At 45.8% G+C, this 19,323-nt stretch carries 14 protein-coding genes, 1 tRNA gene and 3 pseudogenes; 10 read left to right on the top strand and 8 right to left on the bottom strand.

The features are described from left to right. Nucleotides 1-34: 34 nt before the first annotated feature. Complete coding sequence (locus tag HFV01_RS24275; protein ID WP_006668013.1) at nucleotides 35-2,050, bottom strand: patatin-like phospholipase family protein; 2,016 nt, start codon at nucleotides 2,048-2,050, stop codon at nucleotides 35-37. Nucleotides 2,051-2,615: 565 nt separating this feature from the next. Here HFV01_RS24275 and HFV01_RS24270 point away from each other — a divergent pair. The 4 genes and pseudogenes from HFV01_RS24270 to phaC all read left to right on the top strand — a co-directional run. Next, nucleotides 2,616-2,981: pseudogene (locus HFV01_RS24270) on the top strand (MerR family DNA-binding transcriptional regulator); the annotation flags it as partial. Next, nucleotides 2,978-3,676 (top strand): annotated as a pseudogene (locus HFV01_RS24265) (RNA-guided endonuclease InsQ/TnpB family protein); the annotation flags it as partial. The pseudogenes HFV01_RS24270 and HFV01_RS24265, both read left to right, overlap by 4 nt. 48 nt (nucleotides 3,677-3,724) lie before the next feature. Next, complete coding sequence (phaE, locus tag HFV01_RS24260) at nucleotides 3,725-4,717, top strand: class III poly(R)-hydroxyalkanoic acid synthase subunit PhaE (protein WP_233497828.1); 993 nt, start codon at nucleotides 3,725-3,727, stop codon at nucleotides 4,715-4,717. A gap of 87 nt (nucleotides 4,718-4,804) precedes the next feature. After that, on the top strand, nucleotides 4,805-5,899 hold the full coding sequence (gene phaC / locus HFV01_RS24255) for a class III poly(R)-hydroxyalkanoic acid synthase subunit PhaC (RefSeq protein WP_006621797.1): 1,095 nt from the start codon (nucleotides 4,805-4,807) through the stop codon (nucleotides 5,897-5,899). A 66-nt stretch (nucleotides 5,900-5,965) separates the two neighbouring features. On the opposite strand, the gene HFV01_RS24250 is transcribed toward phaC, so the two are convergent. After that, nucleotides 5,966-6,235, bottom strand: a complete 270-nt coding sequence (locus tag HFV01_RS24250; protein ID WP_006621796.1) for a hypothetical protein — start codon at nucleotides 6,233-6,235, stop codon at nucleotides 5,966-5,968. Between the two features lie 467 nt (nucleotides 6,236-6,702). Between HFV01_RS24250 and HFV01_RS24245 the strand changes: the two genes are divergently transcribed. After that, nucleotides 6,703-7,392, top strand: coding sequence for a GDSL-type esterase/lipase family protein (locus HFV01_RS24245; RefSeq protein ID WP_006621795.1), 690 nt, complete (start codon nucleotides 6,703-6,705; stop codon nucleotides 7,390-7,392). Nucleotides 7,393-7,414: 22 nt separating this feature from the next. On the opposite strand, the gene HFV01_RS31225 is transcribed toward HFV01_RS24245, so the two are convergent. Beyond that, nucleotides 7,415-7,813, bottom strand: coding sequence for a hypothetical protein (locus tag HFV01_RS31225; protein ID WP_006621794.1), 399 nt, complete (start codon nucleotides 7,811-7,813; stop codon nucleotides 7,415-7,417). Between the two features lie 790 nt (nucleotides 7,814-8,603). Between HFV01_RS31225 and HFV01_RS24235 the strand changes: the two genes are divergently transcribed. Then, nucleotides 8,604-8,942 carry a hypothetical protein gene (locus HFV01_RS24235; RefSeq protein WP_006621793.1) on the top strand — a complete coding sequence of 113 codons (339 nt, stop codon included), beginning with the start codon at nucleotides 8,604-8,606 and terminating at the stop codon, nucleotides 8,940-8,942. A 218-nt stretch (nucleotides 8,943-9,160) separates the two neighbouring features. Here the strand turns inward: HFV01_RS24235 and HFV01_RS24230 are convergent, their stop codons facing one another. After that, a complete protein-coding gene (locus tag HFV01_RS24230; RefSeq protein ID WP_193520457.1) occupies nucleotides 9,161-10,372 on the bottom strand; it encodes a winged helix-turn-helix domain-containing protein in 1,212 nt (403 codons plus the stop codon). 115 nt (nucleotides 10,373-10,487) lie between these two features. On the opposite strand from HFV01_RS24230, the gene HFV01_RS24225 reads away from it, so the two are divergent. From HFV01_RS24225 to HFV01_RS24215, 3 genes are all read left to right on the top strand, one after another. Beyond that, a complete protein-coding gene (locus tag HFV01_RS24225) occupies nucleotides 10,488-10,982 on the top strand; it encodes a hypothetical protein (RefSeq protein ID WP_006621790.1) in 495 nt (164 codons plus the stop codon). 175 nt (nucleotides 10,983-11,157) lie between these two features. Continuing rightward, nucleotides 11,158-11,925: a 7-alpha-hydroxysteroid dehydrogenase gene (gene hdhA / locus HFV01_RS24220; RefSeq protein WP_006668008.1), complete on the top strand. Its 768-nt coding sequence runs from the start codon at nucleotides 11,158-11,160 to the stop codon at nucleotides 11,923-11,925. A 59-nt stretch (nucleotides 11,926-11,984) separates the two neighbouring features. Continuing rightward, a complete protein-coding gene (locus HFV01_RS24215; protein ID WP_008056706.1) occupies nucleotides 11,985-12,782 on the top strand; it encodes an SDR family oxidoreductase in 798 nt (265 codons plus the stop codon). A gap of 139 nt (nucleotides 12,783-12,921) precedes the next feature. Here HFV01_RS24215 and HFV01_RS24210 read toward each other — a convergent pair whose 3' ends face one another. From HFV01_RS24210 to pyk, 4 genes and pseudogenes are all read right to left on the bottom strand, one after another. Beyond that, nucleotides 12,922-13,323, bottom strand: coding sequence for a hypothetical protein (locus tag HFV01_RS24210; RefSeq protein ID WP_006668006.1), 402 nt, complete (start codon nucleotides 13,321-13,323; stop codon nucleotides 12,922-12,924). 108 nt (nucleotides 13,324-13,431) lie between these two features. Then, nucleotides 13,432-14,367: pseudogene (locus tag HFV01_RS24205) on the bottom strand (IS630 family transposase). A 1,091-nt stretch (nucleotides 14,368-15,458) separates the two neighbouring features. After that, nucleotides 15,459-15,530: transfer RNA gene (locus tag HFV01_RS24200), tRNA-Thr, on the bottom strand. Nucleotides 15,531-15,590: 60 nt separating this feature from the next. After that, entirely contained in the window at nucleotides 15,591-17,369 is a 1,779-nt protein-coding gene (pyk, locus tag HFV01_RS24195) for a pyruvate kinase (protein ID WP_006668003.1), read from the bottom strand. 511 nt (nucleotides 17,370-17,880) lie between these two features. On the opposite strand from pyk, the gene HFV01_RS24190 reads away from it, so the two are divergent. Beyond that, the gene (locus HFV01_RS24190) at nucleotides 17,881-18,498 is read left to right on the top strand and encodes a hypothetical protein (protein ID WP_006621783.1); all 618 of its coding nucleotides are present in this window, start codon (nucleotides 17,881-17,883) and stop codon (nucleotides 18,496-18,498) included. The last annotated feature ends 825 nt before the right edge of the window (nucleotides 18,499-19,323 follow it).

Genomic DNA, 19,323 nt, shown 5'->3' with positions numbered 1-19,323 from the left:
TCCTCTTCGAGGTATTTTACCAGGTATTTTAGGGTTAATGATCTCCCTTATTTACCATCAACTTTAAGCGATCGCGACCTCGACCACTCACCGAAACCCGACCAGAGTATTGTATTTTCACCGTTTCTATTTTAGCCGGTTCATCTTCAGCATCTAGGATAATTTCTCCCGTCAGCTTAGATGGTTCACTATCCTTAGCGGGTAGGTTTCCCAGAGAGAGAAATTCTCCCTCTTCCAAAACTTGCACACTTTCACCTGGCGAACTAATTACCTCCGCTGCAACTACCCGAAAATCCAGAACATCTGCATTCAGATAACTATTGGTTACTTCCAGGCACAATTTTGACCTATCCTCGGAAGTAGTGACGGCAAAATTTAAACCATCTAAACTGTCGGGAAGTTCCGCCAGCAATGGCTGACTGGTTACCGTCTTCTGGGAAGTTTCACCCCCCAAAGATACAGGAGTTTCTGACACAGTTGCCGATGAGACACCCGCCGCCAATTTGAACTCATAAATACGATGCTTACCCTTACCTTTAGCAGTAGTTAAAGTTATCGTATGTTCACCTTCACTCAGGCTGCCAAGTTGTAGTTCAGTTTGACGTTTCTGATTTTCTCCTGCACCCCAAATGCGGATTAATAGGATACCATCTAGGAATAACCAATCCTCTCCCAAACCATCGCGGTGGTAAGATAAAGTTAATTCCCCTTCCTGATAATCCCTATACAGGCGGAAGTGAATATTCAGGCAATCTGTTGATGCCACTCCCGGCGGTTTTTCCGCATCAGGAGCAGTTATAATTGTCGGTAAGCTAGGGTATTTAATCGGGTCAGCATCACTACCGATATAATAGTTATATTCGGGAGTCCAGACACCTTGGGGAGAAACCTTTAGCCGTTTGGAAGATGTGCCAATTTGCCATAAAATCGCTGGGTCAGATTCGGGAATATCTGAATTGATATTAACCCGACTTTCTGGGTAAAGTATATCCTCTAAATCTCTGGCATTTAACAAGGGTTCTACGAAAGAATCAGCCTGTGCAAATCCCACCGATATCAGGTGGTTAATTAAACTAGGATGCCGGTCAAATTTAGAGGCATAGTCTAATCCTTCTAAATGCGATCGCTTAATTTCTAACTGGCGAACTTGCACCGGACTAATTCCCGCTAGATCTCCATTTAAAAACCCCTTTTGTAACCAGCGATTAGTTTTTTCGATCAACTCTAAACTTTGATACAGAGAAAGATTCCCTGATAGTTGATTTCGCCGATCTAAAATCTCTGGCGTAGTCCTAGGTATACTGTCACAGGCGCGAGGGTTGACCTGTATAACCCATAATTCATCCGGCCATTGTTCCGGGGGAATAATTTGTTCATCTACTAGGGATAAAATTGGCGGATTTTCTGCAAATAAACTATCCCAATAAGCAGCATCCCCAATTTCCACAGCTTTGAATAGGGTGGGAATAGCCGCCGAGGCGAGAATGGCATCAATTTCAATTTCGTTTTGGCGAGAGTCAAAGATTTTTGATTCCCCAGATATCACATTAACCGCACCTAGAAATAATCGGGGACTGCTACTATTAATCAGCCTAGGAAGTTGCGAAAAATTGATGTGCTTTTCCAGCAGTTTCTTCAGGTCTAAATATTCTCGTCTCGGCGTGACAGATTGCCAAAATTCCTGAACTCCTCCCCAGGTATAGGGATTAGAAATGTAGCTAGGAATAATCCCCTTATCGTAAAATCTACAGGATTGAACCGTTAAATAATTTAGGTATTGTTCCCAAAGATGGTTGGCTGAGTTATCTTCCCAAAAATCAATTAATTGGTGATAGGGTTCTCTCGCCGTTTCCTGTTGATTTTTGACTAAACCATACCAAGCTAGTAGACTACATAAACCGCCGCCAGAGGTGCCGCTTAAACTCACAATTTCATAGCGATCGCATACATCACTTTGCAGAAATCTCTTTAAAACTCCCGCCGTAAATGCCGCGTGGCTTCCCCCTCCTTGACAGGCGATCGCAATTTTACCTTTTTTCCGCTTCTTCATTTTTTCGCTTCCTAGTAATGGGTGAATAATTCTTTAGTCAACCTCCAGTTTGAATTGGTTTCGGTCACATCAACTCTCTTTTCTCATCATGATGATCACTTCACCACAATACAGCCCAAAGCTAACGTTTGCGGTTGTTTGAACGCCAACGCCCGTATTTTTTGAATCCTTTGTATCGCGCTATGTAGTTGATGCTAAACGGGTAAACCTCCCAATTTTATAGGTGAATTTTTTTGGGGCTGTACCTTATTATTTTATAGAATTTCTCCAAAGGACTCAACCCCCTGACAAAACCTTTATAAAATTTTAACATTTCCCCCAAACGAATGACCCATAAAATTAATCGGTTTTGTTGTGGATAAAAAGCCCAGTTCGATTTACAATTACCAAAGAAGAAGCTAAAATCTGGGTAGCCTTTTTTGTTCTCAGTTTCATGTTTGAGGGAACGCCAGAACAGGAGAAGCCAAAATTACAGCTTCACACGAAGAGCATGATTTAATCTCAAATTAGGTTAACATTTTACGGCAATACGGTATAATAAGCGAGAAGGGTTGAGGATAAACCTATTGCCAGATATGTCAAACCCAAGGAAGCGGCCCAAATCCTTGGAGTCCATGAAAGAACACTCCGCAGATGGGACGAAAATGGCTCAATCGAGACCATCAGAACCCCCGCTGGGCAACGACGATACAACGTTGAGTGATATACTGCTGCCATATCAGGCAGTGACAAACGCAAAGTCGTTATCTATGCCAGAGTTAGTAGCCGCGCCCAGCAGTCCGACCTCAACCGACAGGTGGCCGCACTATCCACCCTCTACCCCGAAGCAGAAGTCGTCTCAGAAATCGGAGGCGGGCTCAACTTCAAGGGAAAGAAAATGCTGGCCTTACTGGGACATCATTGGTCAGGAGATGTCGGCATAGTTAAGGTCGATGGTTTGCGATTTTCCCTGAACCAGTTGCCGTTACCCCAACTGAAGCGAATGGCGTAATTGCATTAGACCCGGGTGTGCGAACTTTCATAACTGGGTTTCTGGAATTTGGCTCCGGGGATATAGGACGCATTACTAGGCTATGTCAACATTTGGATGATTTGATGAGCAGAATCGCCAAGGAACCCTGTCGTTCAAGGAGGCGACGGATGAGGCAAGTGGCTCAACGAATGAGAACCAAAATCCGCAATCTAGTTGATGAAGCCCACAAACAAATTGCTCACTACTTGACTCACAACTACAGCCTAATTTTTTTGCCCACCTTCGAGACTTCCGATATGGCCAGTCAGGTGAAGCGTCTAATCAGGTCTAAGACTGCCCGCGCCATGCTGACATGGGCGCATTATCGATTCAAACTGACCCTGAGACATCAAGGGGAAATAACTGGAACCACAGTTGTAGATGTGACGGAAGAATACACCAGCAAAACCTGTACTTACTGTGGTCATGTGCATTCCCAGCTAGGTGGCTCAAAAGTGTTCCGATGTCCTGAGTGCGGGTTCACTCTACCCAGGGACTGGAACGGTGCTTTTGGAATCTTTCTAAAAGCTTTGCGGGATACCGCCTCTGTTACCTTAACGGGTAATAGTGCTATCGTCGCATTGTCAGGCAATAGCCGGATAAATGTCGCGTAAATGTATCAGGTATAGACAATGGAAAACGAAACAAATCCGTGGAACGAAATGGCCAATCAATGGGTAAACACCTGGACTCAGACCGGAAATGACATCTGGAAAAACTGGTTTGATCTGATGAGTGGGTCAGGAGTATCTGACACCGATAAAAATGGCCAGTCCCACTCCGGGGGAATAACCGAACAAATGGCAAAAAATCAGGCCTCATTGATGCGTTTTCTACAATTTTCCTTTGAAGCCTGGAAAGATATATTACCAAAAGTTGAATCTGGTGCGAATTGGGAACAAACCCTAGAAAACTACTCCCAGCAAATTCGCCAGCAAATGGAACAATATATGAGTGTTCCCACTAAGATGACCGGAAGCGGCACGACCCTGGGGAAACTCTACATGGAACAAATGCAGAAGTTTAACCAAATGTGGATGAACTACAGCGGCGCGGCTATGGTTCCCATGGGTGAAGCCATGATGGGTAAAAGTGAAGCATTAATCGAGTTAAATAACCTCTACTGGGAACAACTGTATCAACCCAGCCTAGGAACCCTGCTACAAAGTCCGATGTTTGGTATTAGTCGCGAGTTGAATAGTACCATGATGAGTCATTTTCAGGCTTGGATAAATTTTTATCGCGCTAGTAATGATTATCAGGTAGTTTTAGCAGATATCCAAGTCCGCGCCTTTGAGAAGTTAATCGAAAAATTAGCGGCGGGAGTTAGCAAAGGCGAAAAAGTCGAAACTTGGCGGCAGTTTCAGCAGTTATGGAGTGTGGCTATAGATGATGTATTTGAGGAAACTTTCTGTTCCGAAGATAAACTCAAAATTAGGGGAAGGTTTATTAACTCCCTCAACGCCTATCGACTAGAACAACAAAAGTTGATGGAGATTTCTATGCGATCGCTCAATCTCCCCCTCCGCAGCGAAATTGACGAAATGCACAAAATCATTTACGAACTCCGCAAAGAGGTTAAATCTCTCAAAAAACAGATATCCACCATGACAGCATCTTCACCCAAACCCGAGTCAATTCAAGAAGTAAGTTGAGAGAAAGTTACTCCTAATATTTGTCTCAACAGTCTGACTCAATTCGTGATCCAATTTAATATGTCTTTGCTTGGAGGACATCAAGCTATGTTACCTTTCGCCTTACAAATGGGTTTAGAAGACTTAACCCAGGAATATGCAGACCTCACCGAAAAAATTGTTCATGGTATGGACAACCTTAGCAGTTTACGGGAGGAAGAAATTATCGTTGGGGTCACACCCAAAGAAGCAGTTTATCAGGAAGATAAAGTCACCCTTTATCGTTTTGAACCCAAAGTCAAAAAAACCCTTTCTGTACCCCTGCTAATTGTTTATGCTTTAGTCAATCGTCCCTTTATGGTAGATTTGCAAGAGGGTCGTTCCTTAGTTGCTAATTTACTCAGTTTGGGATTAGATGTCTATTTGATTGACTGGGGATATCCTACCCGTAGCGATCGCTGGTTAACCTTAGATGATTACATCAACGGTTATATTAATAACTGTGTTGATTTTCTGCGCGATCACTATGAACTCGATAAAATCAACCTCCTAGGAGTTTGTCAGGGAGGAACCTTTAGCCTCTGCTACAGTTCCCTATATCCCGAAAAAGTGCAAAACCTCATCACCATGGTTGCGCCAGTCAACTTTGATATGCCAAATACCCTGTTAAATGCGCGGGGAGGCTGTACATTGGGACCGGAAGCCATAGATGTTGACCTCATGGTTGAGGCTTTAGGTAACATTCCCGGCGACTATTTAAACATCGAGTTTCTGATGTTAAAACCCCTACAATTAGGATATCAAAAATATCTCGATTTACCCGAAATCATGGGAAGTCGCGACAAACTGCTAAACTTCCTCCGCATGGAAAAATGGATTTTTGATAGTCCCGACCAAGCCGGAGAAACCTATCGCCAATTCCTGAAAGATTTTTATCAGGAAAACAAACTAATCAAAGGCGAAGTAATGATTGGTGATTCTCGGGTAGATTTAAGCAATATTACCATGCCAGTTCTCAACCTCTACGCCGAGAAAGATCACCTAGTCCCCCCTTCCTCTTCCCTAGCCTTAGAGGAATACATCAGCAGTGAGGACTACACCGCCAAATCCTTCCCTGTAGGTCATATCGGTATGTATGTCAGTGGTAAAGTACAGCGAGACCTACCCCCAACCATTGTTGATTGGTTAAAAGTGCGAGAGTAATTTGATTAGCGGCTAATTAGGGGGGGTTGACAAAAACAATCTACCCCCTTCCGCTTTTTTGATGCCTTACTTCACACTCTCGGCAGTTTTACGCATAGTATTAAAATACTCTGTCCAGAGTTGTTTTTGAGCATCCAGCATCATTTGGGTGGTCTGCTTTTGTGTCTCCAGATAAGACTTAACCATTTCCTCCTGCAATTTCAGAGTCTGTTCAAAACCCTCTGATAAATTAGAGGGAGGCTTCCAACCCGGAAAACCCTCCATCCAAGTGTCAAACCATTTTTTCTGCAAGTCTACCATTTGCTTTTGGTAATCTTCAAAAAGCTTAGTATCCATATTGCATAAACCAGTAAATTACTTCTCGCCAATCAAATCTGACTCTGATTGACTCCATAGCGATTCCCGGCCAGTCGTTTCCTAAAGCCTGGGAAACACTACCCTAAATTATAAGATAATTTGCTCAAAATTGATGCTTTTTAGCTAATCTATAGATTTGTAACAAAATCTCATTTTTCCCATCAATTGACCCCAGGTATTCTCAAAAAGCCGCCGACCTAAGCGCTAGGGAGGATCTTAGTTTACGGAATATTAACCGAATTTTAATCTTTAGAAGCGATCGCCAACAACAATCTATCCCCAGACATAAATTGTAGTTTGAGATACCACTGCTGAGGGATTTTAGCCACATCAGTTCACCAAGAACTTTTTTATTAAGTTTTATTATGTTAAGCTGTGTTACAGTAGATTGCTAAAACACTACCATCCAGGTAAAGACCACTGCCAACTTAGGAGAGCAGCATCCCATGATACAAGCAGTTGCAACAACCAAGTTTGCGCCCACCCATACGAAACAGACCCCCCTAAGAATTATCGCTTTGGGGGACAGTCTGATTTATGGATTCGGAGATCCAGTCGGCGGAGGTTGGGTAGAACAATTGCGACGCGAGTGGATGTCTCCAGAGAAGGGCGGTCATGCGCTTTACAACCTAGGGATTCGTGGTAATACCGTCGCCCAAGTTACCCAGCGTCTCGAGCAGGAATTTCGGCAACGGGGAGAATTAAGAAACCGCCTACCAGACCTAATTATTTTATCAGTAGGACTCAATGACACCCCCCGCTTAGGAAGACCCAACGGCCGATCGCTCACAGATTTCGACGCATTTCGCATCCATGTCGCCACCCTTCTGGAAAGGGCCCAAAGCCTCTGTCCAGTCATCTTCGTAGGAATGCCTCCCGTTGACGAAAGCAAAATGCCCTTTTTAGGCTGTATGTACTACAACCACGCGGACCAATACGCCTACAAAGAAGCCACACGGCGAGGCTGCGAAGTCCGGGATATCCCCTATTTAGATATATTCGACCTGTGGCTGTCTCGTGGGGAAGATTGGGTGCGATCGCAACTGAGTTCCGACGGTTTACATCCCAATGTTCAAGGCTACCAAAGTTTACTGAAAGACGTTCAGAATTGGGAGCCCATCGCCAACCTAGGTTAAACCCAACCCCCCCAACTTCTGGTTATTTATTGGTAACCAGAGGTATCTGTTTAGCCCAATCAAAATAACTATCCCACCACTGTTTTTGAGCAGTGGCGATAGTTTCCAGGGCTTCCTGCTGTATTTTCAGAGTCCCATTGACAGTTTCTTGTTGAAAATCTAACGCCTTCGTCATAGCCTCAGAAGTATTAGATAGATCCTTGATACTGTCCCAACTATTTTTCCAGGTATCCAGCCATTGTTGCTGATAGTCTTCAAACCAATTTTTGCTCATGATTCCCTCAACGGTGAAAACAACAAAATAACCACAACTCGCAGCGGGTAAGCACCTACTGCTTATGATCAGTCTCAGCAACCACCACCCCACCAGTCGCCGTCCCAGGTAGTGGCGATCGCTACTCTCAAAATCTATAAACGTCAATTCTGTTTCGTCTGGTGAGTAATTATACCATCATTATCTGAGATTGAATACCTGATTCTACCAATTTCAGGTGTTGAAACCCGATCTTTGGCTGACATTGTGATCCAGCCTTCCCCGTCCGTCATCACAACCCCCACCATAGATCTGGCTAAACTGTCAAGATATCATGACATTATCAATTCCCAGTAAAATTAAGTAGATATCAAAAAGTTCTATTTAATGTGCAACACTTCCCTTTCGGCAAAAAAGTTATACCATGACAGGTCTAGCCACTTCAGCATTTTACCAATCCCTGACAATCCCGGTTTATCCTCAGTAAATTTACGGAAACAGACCCCACAAACAACCCCGGAAATTTCAGTGAAAATACATATTGGCAAAATGTAGTCAAAAATGTAATCTGGAATCAGAGTATAAATTTTCCATGCTAATAACTCAGCCGAGATTCTCTAATTCATTGACACAACCGCGAAAATATGGCGCTGGTATCGGCAAATTGTCAGTGTAATTATGACTGTGGAACCCCCAGAGAGTGTTAATCCCAGGGAAAATGGCAGATTTCCCCCTTGTGGTCTAGTCCTGTGGCGGCGCACGGCTCCAATCAGAAGCTATGGGAGAAGCGGGAGATGATGTACTTCAAGCTAACTTGGCGGGTGATTGTTTGACTGATGGCGGAAGTTATCTAAATTCTGAGAGTATTTATTAATGCTAGGAATTAGGGAACTTTAAGTATAGCGATCGCCTGTGGAGTTAGTCATTAATAACCAAGAAGATTTGGGAGTGACATCTCATGGATGAAATCGTAAGAAAATTAGCAGGTGTGGGTTTACCAGCAGTGGTTCTGTTAATTACCATGGCGACTACAGGACTGACGGGAGCCGCCGCGATCACAGCGGCTTTAGCAATGCTAGGACCTGGTGGGATGCTGGGCGGAATTGTATTATTAGGAATCATTGGACTAGCATCGGACGCATTGACTAAATATGGTTTAAAAACGCTTCTAGTGGAAGTTTATTGGCAACGGCTCCAAGATGGTGAAAGTCCGTCGAAGTTATGCCGTGAAATTGATTGGCTGCCAATTACCAAGGAATTGAAATTGGTACTTAAAGATTCCCTGGGTCAGTTGTGACGGAAAAAGCGATCGCCCTTTGTGGCTCGGGTTTCACCCAACACTTGTGGCTCGGGTTTCACCCAACACTTGTTGCTGGGGTGAAACCGGAACGCGATCGCCCTTATCAAGGGTAACACAATTTACCATGTTCGATGTAGCTTGGTAGGTTGGGTGAAACTCCGTGAAACCCAACAGGGAGAGAGATGGTGGCGTTGGGTTTCGTAGCGACCCCCAACCTACTTAACTGGGTAGCGGAGCCATCGGGTTACATCGAAGGTGGTTCCCGTCAACTTGATCGCCCGACCAGAGCGATCGAAAACCGGACCGCCTCGGGCGTTGATATGGCGAATTTCCCCATCGTTGGCTCGAATGATGCGTAAGTTCACTTCAAAGGCTTTTCTTTGCAGTGCCGGAATCCGAATCGCCTCCTCGTGGAGTGGGAGATCGTCGGGGTGAATCAGGGCCGAAACTTCTTCGGGTTTGGGAGCCGGCAGATTCGGATCGAGGCCATGGATGAGAAAAAGTTCCTCCGTCCAATAGGTTTCGCGAGTTTCGACATCGAACTCCCAACACCCGACATGAGCCATTCGTTGAGCATTTCGCAACATCATTTCCGATCGCCGCAGTCGAGCTTCAATATGTTTGCGATGCTCAATTTCTCCGTGCAGGCGGGCATTCGCCACCATCAATTCTTGCCAGATGTTGGCGGCCATGGAATCGAGCATCTCTTTCGGGGGATCGGATAATCCCTTGGCGGACTGGGTTTCAATGTTGTAAACCGGATCGAGACAGTATCCCCGACCGTAGTGGGTTTGAATCAAATTGTTAATTCCCGCCTGTTCGAGTTTACGGCGAATGCTGCGGATGTGGCTGTTGATGGTGGCATCGGTGGGCAATTCATCGTCCAATGTCCAGAGGCGATCGCCAATTTTGTCGCGAGAAAACATTTGCCGGGGATGCCTCAAAAATAGCTCCAGAATTTGATATTCCTTGCGGTTGACTTTCAAAATTTGACCGCAGCAGGTGATCTGCCCGGAGGCGGGATTGAGAGACATGGGCCCCCAGGTGAGCAGGGGACTAGCCCGACGCAGGCTCCGCCGCGCCAGAGCCCGGAGATGAGCCAGCAGTTCTGGGATGCGAATGGGTTTCACCAAACAAGTATCCGCGCCGCTATCTAAACCCTCGATACAAGTCTCCGCATCGGAAGGCTCCAACATCAGCAAAACGATCACCGGGTTGCCCACATCCCGCAACCGACTACAGAAGGCAATTCCATCCAACTTGGGTAACAGCAACTCCAGCAAAACCGCATCGTACATAAATGCCTGGATCAATTCCCAAGCCTCCTCGCCATCGGTGGCCACATCGACGACAAAGTTTTGGCGAGATAAGTCTTGATGCAGTTGGTTCTGTAGGGTTGTGTCCGGGGAGGTGAGCAGAATTCTCATGGTTTGGTGTCCGGCTCAGGGTAAATCGGCGGGAGCATACCTCCCACATTACACAAACTTTTCAGATTTCGATCATATATTATTCGGGTGTAGTTAAATCGGTCAGAGTGACTCTATGGTTCCCGCCTCACATCAGGCCAATGATTTCATTCAAAAGAATGCCGTAACGAGCGGTGTAATCAACGCCATCATCAACGGCGTGATCGGCTGGCTTATGTTTCGAGGAAAAGAGACGATACCTCTGACCGTTGACACGATATCAGCCCATGAAAAAACGGTCTTCTCGACGGGGGTGATGACGGCATTCATGCTGTCGCTCATCTTAGGAACGATCGCCTTTTTTACATTCGGCAAAAAAGCCAAAGATTTCTCAGTTCCATTCCCCGAACTTTTAAACCGACCCTTTTTATTTTTTGGGGTGAGAACTATCCTATTTTATTCTCTGTTTGCCTTCGGTACGGTGACATTGTTTGCCCTCTTTTTACAAAAGTTTTTGGGAACGATTCCCGTGACACCATTAGTCGGTGCCATCATCTTGGGTATCATTGCCGGGATTGCCTCTTGGTTTATCAATGCGGCGGTCATGAAAGCCATGCTGCGGCACGAGTAGTAGAGCCGTTTCATTAGCCCTCGAAAACTAGCGAGCAGGAGAGGGATATTTGGCGGGAGAAAGGGTTAATTTTGATTATTTTTACGCCCGATTGAAGACTCTCTCCCCCATGTTTTCAGGTTGATAATTCGGATGGGATATGACGAGTATTTAATATTGTGGAGATTTTGCAAGTATGACAGTTTTGGAAACCTTCGGACTCCAGGATCAAGTCGCCATTGTCACGGGGGGCGGTGCCGGTATCGGTCGGGGCATTGCCGAATTATTTGCCCAGGCTGGGGCGGCGGTGGTCGTCAGTGATTTAAAAGAAGAAACGGCCACAGCAGTAGCCGACGGCATCAAGGAAAAAGGCGGTCGCTCTATAGCCGTGCCTTGCGATGTCACCAAGGATTCCGACTTGGAAAATTTGGTCCAGTCTACCCTCGACGCTTTTGGCAAAATTACCCTGCTAATCAACAATGCCGGGGGGGGCGGTCCTCAACCTTTCGATATGCCGATGGATACGTTTATTTGGGCTTACAAAATCAATGTATTTTCCGTGTTTCATCTGTGCCAATTGTGCGCCCCCCACATGGAAGCAGCCGGACAGGGGGCGATTTTAAATATCTCTTCGATGTCGGCGGAAAATAAGAATATCAACATGGCATCTTACAGTTCTTCCAAAGCCGCCGTCAGCCACCTGACCAGGAATATCGCCTTCGATTTGGGACCCAAGGGAATTCGGGTGAATGCGATCGCCCCCGGTGCCATCAAAACCGACGCGCTGGCGAAGGTGCTGACCCCCGAAGTCGAAAAAGTCATGCTCAAACATACCCCCTTGGCGCGGTTGGGAGAACCCAAGGATATCGCCTATGCGGCATTGTTTCTCTGTTCCCCCGCAGCCAGTTGGATCAGCGGGCAAGTGCTGACCGTCAGCGGCGGCGGCGTTCAGGAATTGGATTAATTTTTCGCCTGAGAAACTGACTGTATTTCAAAGTATTTAAACCCCAAAAGGAGACCACCATGAGCAATTTTGATTCCTTCGCCGACTTTCGGATGAATAACCATGTGGCGATCGTCACTGGCGGCGCTCAAAACATCGGGGAAGCGATCGCCAAAACCTTTTCCGGTGCCGGGGCGAAGGTGATGATTGCCGACTTGAACGGAGAAAAAGCCCAGGCTACCGCAGCCGCTATTCAAGCCGAAACTGGCAATGAAGCATTGGGCATCGGCTGCAACGTCACCGTCGAGGCAGACATCCAAGCCTGCGTCGCCAAAACCGTCGAAGCCTTCGGTGGCATTTCAACCCTGGTCAATAACGTCGGTTGGGGCAAAGCCTACGACGACCCCCTCGACGTTCCCTTGGAAGAGATGGTCGAAAGCTACAAACTCAATACCCTGTCAGCCATGCGGATGACCTCCGCCTGCCGCCCCTATCTCCTGCAAGCCGAAAATGCCACCATCACCAACTCCGGTTCCCTGGTGGGGGTCTTGCCCGCTTTTGACTTCATCGCCTACTCCGCCGCCAAAGCCGCACTCAACCACATGATGCTGGGTTTAGCCCACTATTTTGCCAAGCAGGTCCGCATCAACACGGTGCTGATCGGTACAGTCATCACCCCGGGCTACGCGGAGGCGGGTTTAGATGAACAGGCTCAGTACGCCCTGGCTCACCCCGACAACCTGACCGGGCGGGCTGGCAAACCCCAGGATATTGCCAACGCCTTCCTGTGGCTGGCTTCACCGGCGGGGTCCTGGGTGAGCGGCCAGACCTTGCAAGTCTCCGGCGGTGGCAAGCGGGTCCGCCTAAAGCCCGAATAAATCCGAGGGGGCGATTCCAGATGAAAATTTGGACCCTTTTTCACCCCCGGCAAACAACCAAAACATGGGCTGAGTCCCGCCGTTCCCACGGTTGCAGAAGTCGGGGGAGATGCCGTCCGCCCAGGGGGGTTATGTGTGGCTAGGTTATACGAACAGCACTGGAGCATGAAAACCTTGTCTCTTTAGCTCTTGGTAGGTTGGGTTTCACCCAACATTTGTAGGTTGGGTGAAACGAGGGTGAAACCCAATATAACGGAGAGATGGTGGTGTTGGGTTCCGTACCTCCACCCAACCTACTTAAATAAGCGATCGCTCTTGGTAGGTTGGGTTTCACCCAACATTTGTAGGTTGGGTGAAACGAGGGTGAAACCCAATATAACGGAGAGATGGTAGTGTTGGGTTCCGTACCTCCACCCAACCTACTTAAATAAGCGATCGCTCTTGGTAGGTTGGGTTTCACCCAACATTTGTAGGTTGGGTGAAACGAGGGTGAAACCCAATATAACGGAGAGATGGTGGTGTTGGGTTCCGTTACCTCCACCCAACCTACTTAAATAAGCGATCGCTCTTGGTAGGTTGGGTTTCACCCAACATTTGTAGGTTGGGTGAAACGAGGGTGAAACCCAATATACAGCCTTTATCTCAATCATTAAGCACAGTAATAAAACTTGGTAAACCAGTTATTCAAACACTGTAAATCCACAAGGATTACCGCCACTTCTACCAATCTCACTAATAATTCCATTGTCTCCGTCCTGAACTTGCACACTCAACTTTTGAGCTGTGACCACATCATCTCTATCGGGTTAAACTCAGGGGAATACACCGGCAGATATTCTACCCTGGCTCCCACTGACTCTATCATTTCTTTGACTTCTTCTCGATGATGAGAATTGAAGTTATCCATTACCACTACATCTCCTTTTTTAATTTTGGCAATAAATCTAACTTGATGAATTGGAGAAAATCCTCTTTTTTCATTGACCCTTATAATGTTTGAGTCGCCACCACTCCGGAGAGCTTAATTGCACCAATTATTGTCATTTTTTGCCTCGATAGGATTTCCGCATTTCATATACTTTTTTCCCTTTCGTAGCTCTGGCTAACGGTCTCCTCATCCCTACCCATAACCCCATCAATCAACACAATCTTTTCAGTATCCACATCTCTAATTCTTTCCCAATAATCTACTCGCGCTTTCTGTACTTCTTCTGTTACTACTTTTTCGCTCCTGTATGTTTTTTTTGAGGCTTATATCGTGCTGCTTTAAAAATCTATCTATCATGCTCGTACTGACATTTATGCCCAGCTTTTCTCTGACCTTCTCACTATATTGCCATAAGGTCAGGTCGGGGTGGGCTTCTACAATATCTATCACGGCTTCCTCATGCTTAGATCAAATGCTTTTCTTTTTAGTGCCGCACTTACGAGGAGATAAGTCTCCCGTTAATCGATACTGTTTGACCAGTCGCCTTACCGTGTCTGGACTCACCAAAAAGCGTTTCGCTAATTTTCGGATATAAGTGTCCCCTTTTTCATAGGCTTCTACTATCTTTTTCCGAAAATCTAAAGAGTAACGGCTCATGGTAGTTGGTTGTGATCACTTATACAATAGCCATACATTATACTGTACTTTGTGTTTTGGGTAAAGGCTGTATTATTTGAGTTTTTGAAAAATTCGTTAGATCAGATAGTTTGTAAAAAACAGTTAGAAGATAAAAAGCAATCACCCCATCTCCCAATCAACAGAGATGATATTGATGATGATGGTTGGCGTAAGCCCTAACAGCTAACAGATAACCCCTAACTCAATAACTTAATAGCCCCCTATGGTTTCTGACTGTAGGGGGTGTCTATGTATTTTTTGAATACAAGCCCGTTACAACACGCCTGTAACGGGTTTATATGAATGCTCACCCTATCATGTCCAGATATTACCCAGAACTACTTTACCCCTAACAGATAGCTTTACCTACAACCTACGACTAAGATTTTGGGGGTGAACTGATTATGTTGGTATCGGTTTCCGCACGGGGTGATTGCCAACAAAGATTGGAGACTTGCTGAGAATTATGTGGGTATCGATTCCCATCTCGGTAATTGTCACCAGTTGAAAAGTTGTTTAGGGGTATCGGGTTGGAGCCGGTAGATGATAGCTCATAGTTTCCCCTCACCGGAGATGATGAATCAGACCCATAGATAACCGGATAGGCGATCGCTCATAGGTTTACCTATAGGTCTAGTCCACGGAAAGGCGGTCTGATATCTTTGTACATTGATTACTTAGCGGGTTCCCCCCTACGGCTACCTACGGCTATCGTGTTGGCTTTGAAACATACCCTCCCCCCATAACCGGAATAAGCACTATTGGGGAAGTGACCGATGTGATAGCGGTCAAGGGTGAGGTACGAACCGATAGGCTTGCCATTGACGGGTATCACAAGGGAACTACCCTATCAGCGTCCGGTTATGGGGGTGATATGGATATTTGACAGATTGATTAAGTTGTGCTTATTGATTAACCCGTCAATAATTAAGATTTGCTGCTAAGGGATATGCACCAATTGTCCCGTGTGCTAAGACTGAATGGAGTGCATTTTGAATGTAACGGTGCGGTGCGACTATCGGGTTAAGTGAATTCCGATAATCGCAGTCAGGATAAGAGATTGCTTCAAAAGCCGATGGCGGGATTTGAACCCGCGACCGCTCGATTACGAATCGAGTGCTCTACCACTGAGCTACATCGGCACAGTCGCCCATTATAACATATAATTGAGCGATCGCCAGCCAAAAACTTGTCAACGCTGATTATACAGGATCAGGAGTCGAGGCAGTTGCGCCCGAGTAAACCACACCCCGCTGCATATCCAAAGTAAGAATCACCCCATCACGAATCACCTGGGTAGCATTTTTCACCCCAACAATCACCGGAACCCCGAGGCGCAAACCAATAACCGCCGCATGGCTAGTCAAACTATCAGCTTCCGTCACCACACCAGCCGCCTTACGCATAACCTCCACAAAATCCGCATTAGTTTGGGAAACCACCAAAATTTCTCCAGGGTTAAAATCACCCACCTGAGAAGGCTGGTTAACCACACGAGCGCGACCAGTAAAAGTTCCCTGACCGATAGCAGTTCCCTTACCGAGGACCGCCGTCACCACTTCCACCTTAACCAAATCCGTAGAACCCGCGACCCCCTGCAAAGTCCCAGCAGTAGTCACCACCAAATCCCCATCAGCGACAAAATCATTTTCCCGCGCCACATTAACCGCCGATTGGAAAGTCTGATCCGTAGAAGGTAAATCCAAAACCAAAAGCGGTTTAACCCCCCAAACCAAACTCAACTGACGCGCCACCTCCACATGGGGAGTAATCGCCAAAATCGGAGTTTGGGGTCGAAACTTCGAGACATTGCGAGCCGTAGCGCCAGTTTTAGTCAAAGTCATAATCGCCGCCGCATCTAACTGAATCGCAATTTGACTAACAGCCTGACTAATCGCATTAGGAATAGATCGCCCCGTATCCTCCACCTTGAGAACATTACGAGTAATCCCATCTCGTTCAATCCTGTTAGCAATTCTAGCCATAGTCGCCACCGCTTCCACCGGAAACTGACCCACAGCCGTTTCATTAGACAGCATCACCGCATCAGTACCATCAAGAATAGCATTAGCCACATCAGAAATTTCCGCCCTAGTCGGACGAGGATTGCTCACCATACTATCAAGCATCTGAGTAGCAGTAATCACCGGAATTCCCATGCGGTTAGCCGTCACAATCAAGCGTTTTTGCAAAAGTGGCACATCTTCAGCAGGTAACTCCACCCCCAAATCACCCCGCGCCACCATCACACCATTACACAGAGCTAAAATCTCCTCCATTTGTTCGATCGCCTCATGTTTTTCTATTTTGGCGATCACGGGAACATCCTTACCCGCACTAGCAATCAATTCTTTAATTTCCAAGACATCCTGGGGATTGCGGACAAAACTGAGAGCCACCCAATCGACCCCCTGATCTAAGCCAAACATCAAATCGCGCCGGTCTTTGTCCGTCATAGCTTTAATGGAGAGATAGACCCCCGGAAAATTAACCCCTTTACTATTGGAGAGGACACCACCGACGACTACCCGACAGTGTAGATCTCCCTTGTCTCGGTCTACTTTTTCCACCAGCATCTCCACCTTACCATCATCCAAAAGGATCGTCGCGCCATCGGGGACCTCATCAGCGAGAGGTTCGTAGGTAACAGAGGAGATCTCATGAGTTCCAGGAAGGTGACGGCTGGTGAGGATAAAATGATCATCTCGGTTCAATCTGATCGACCCCTGCTCGAATTTTCCTAAGCGAATCTTGGGTCCTTGTAAATCCTGAAGAATACCTACAGGCTTATTCAATTCAAAGGATACCTGACGAATCAAACGAATGCTGCGCTGGTGGTCTTCATGGCTACCGTGGGAAAAATTCAAGCGCAAAGTCGTGGCTCCCGCTTCAATCAACGCCTTGAGTACATCAGGTTTTTGGGTCGCAGGTCCAATGGTGGCCACAATTTTGGTTCTATGTATTAAGTTTGGCGATCGCATAACGTTAACTCAGTCCCAGGCGTTGATAGTTGTTAGTTTGGCGCACAAAATAGGTGTGCGGCTAGAATAACTTTTAAGAAAATTTAACCATGATCGTGACATATTTATCGCAAAACCCCCCTAGAATCTGACTGCGAGAGTATATGAATCGGTCCTAGCGCCGGACAGGCTAGGTCTAGGTAGCGCCTGCTCTAGGCTCGTTATTTGCCCGCGCGAACCTCCCTTCTCCCCCTGTGGTGTCTATTGATAAAAATGACCGTTTCGCGCCTCTAGTGGTGCTTTCTGACCGGGATTCAACCCTTAACTATGGGGAACCCGTGAGTTACTGTAGGGGCCTCACCCAGAGATAAATCTTGTTTTGGGCATCTCTCCAAGTACAATTGTAGTATGTTTGTCCCTGTGAAACAGAACACCACCATCTCTGACGGAAAAAATCGGTTTCACCGTAGTTTCACCGAACGGACAAAGAAGATTAGCCCCGGAAACTTAATGATTGGTAAAATTCGAGACAATGAAGCTCAATTTAGGCATTTATGCAGTAATCTGGTTAATGAGTAGCTACGTCTTGTTAGCGACTCCGGCGCAGTCGCAGCGTCCATCACCCTGTTCTAATGATAACCAAGAACGACCCTCCCAACGTCGCCGCCAAATTATTAACCGTGAATATGGTTTGCGCTTTGATATTCCGGCTAATTATTACACGGAACTACGAAGTGAGACGGGACATAGACAACAGTTATCTATTGCGGTTCGTAACCCTACTGATGTCGAGTTTTTGGAATGTGCAAGAAGGGAAGGAATGAGAGGCTATGGACACCAAGTTTCCGACGTGAGAGTTACGATTGAACCACGTCCTAGCAATATCAGTAATGTTCGTGATATTTTACGCGATGCGGCTGGAGGCGGTTACAGCCAGATTTTAGAGTCTAATTTTGGGACTATTGCGGGACAGGATGCGGTAATTTATACAGTGCAAACGAGTTATCCTGAGCGTTATCGGTATGCGCGGCTAATCCATCCTAATGGACGATATATCATTAGTATTGCGGCGGGTGATTATGGGGAAAGAATAGATGTGATTGATTTACAGGTGATGAACCTGATCATGTCTACGATGAGGATAGATTAGCAACTATACAGTAGGTAAAACCCAACACGATGCTTTTAAGGAGTAGGAGAAAATGAGAAAGGCGATCGCCCAATTTGAGTAGGTTGGGTGGAGGTACGAAACCCAACGCCAGCATCTGTAAATGATGTTGGGTTTCACGGAGTTTCACCCAACCTACATGGCTAAAATTATTAATTATTAATTATTAATTATTAATTATTATAGTAGGTTGGGTGGAGGTACGAAACCCAACGCCAGCATCTGTAAATGATGTTGGGTTTCACGGAGTTTCACCCAACCTACATGGCTAAAATTATTAATTATTAATTATTAATTATTAATTATTATAGTAGGTTGGGTGGAGGTACGAAACCCAACGCCAGCATCTGTAAATGATGTTGGGTTTCACGGAGTTTCACCCAACCTACATGGCTAAAATTATTAATTATTAATTATTAATTATTAATTATTATAGTAGGTTGGGTGGAGGTACGAAACCCAACGCCAGCATCTGTAAATGATGTTGGGTTTCACGGAGTTTCACCCAACCTACATGGCTAAAATTATTAATTATTAATTATTAATTATTAATTATTATAGTAGGTTGGGTGGAGGTACGAAACCCAACGCCAGCATCTGTAAATGATGTTGGGTTTCACGGAGTTTCACCCAACCTACATGGCTAAAATTATTAATTATTAATTATTAATTATTAATTATTATAGTAGGTTGGGTGGAGGTACGAAACCCAACGCCACCATCTCTCAGTTATGTTGGGTTTCACGGAGTTTCACCCAACCTACATGGCTAAAATTATTAATTATTAATTATTAATTGTTAATTATT

The sequence above is a fragment of the Limnospira fusiformis SAG 85.79 genome (genome assembly GCF_012516315.1).
GTDB classification, from domain to species: domain Bacteria; phylum Cyanobacteriota; class Cyanobacteriia; order Cyanobacteriales; family Microcoleaceae; genus Limnospira; species Limnospira fusiformis.
Note: the sequence above shows the minus strand (reverse complement) of the source record. Positions and strands in the feature narration are given on the sequence as shown.

What these genes read in the sequence shown, in the direction of transcription:
- phaC (WP_006621797.1), top strand. Translation starts at nt 4,805, where the DNA reads ATGTTACCTTTCGCCTTACAAATGGGTTTAGAAGACTTAACCCAGGAA.
- HFV01_RS24245 (WP_006621795.1), top strand. Translation starts at nt 6,703, where the DNA reads ATGATACAAGCAGTTGCAACAACCAAGTTTGCGCCCACCCATACGAAA.
- HFV01_RS24225 (WP_006621790.1), top strand. Translation starts at nt 10,488, where the DNA reads ATGGTTCCCGCCTCACATCAGGCCAATGATTTCATTCAAAAGAATGCC.
- hdhA (WP_006668008.1), top strand. Translation starts at nt 11,158, where the DNA reads ATGACAGTTTTGGAAACCTTCGGACTCCAGGATCAAGTCGCCATTGTC.
- pyk (WP_006668003.1), bottom strand. Translation starts at nt 17,369, where the DNA reads ATGCGATCGCCAAACTTAATACATAGAACCAAAATTGTGGCCACCATT.
- HFV01_RS24190 (WP_006621783.1), top strand. Translation starts at nt 17,881, where the DNA reads ATGAAGCTCAATTTAGGCATTTATGCAGTAATCTGGTTAATGAGTAGC.
- HFV01_RS24230 (WP_193520457.1), bottom strand. Translation starts at nt 10,372, where the DNA reads ATGAGAATTCTGCTCACCTCCCCGGACACAACCCTACAGAACCAACTG.
- HFV01_RS24250 (WP_006621796.1), bottom strand. Translation starts at nt 6,235, where the DNA reads ATGGATACTAAGCTTTTTGAAGATTACCAAAAGCAAATGGTAGACTTG.
- phaE (WP_233497828.1), top strand. Translation starts at nt 3,725, where the DNA reads ATGGCCAATCAATGGGTAAACACCTGGACTCAGACCGGAAATGACATC.
- HFV01_RS24215 (WP_008056706.1), top strand. Translation starts at nt 11,985, where the DNA reads ATGAGCAATTTTGATTCCTTCGCCGACTTTCGGATGAATAACCATGTG.
- HFV01_RS24275 (WP_006668013.1), bottom strand. Translation starts at nt 2,050, where the DNA reads ATGAAGAAGCGGAAAAAAGGTAAAATTGCGATCGCCTGTCAAGGAGGG.
- HFV01_RS24235 (WP_006621793.1), top strand. Translation starts at nt 8,604, where the DNA reads ATGGATGAAATCGTAAGAAAATTAGCAGGTGTGGGTTTACCAGCAGTG.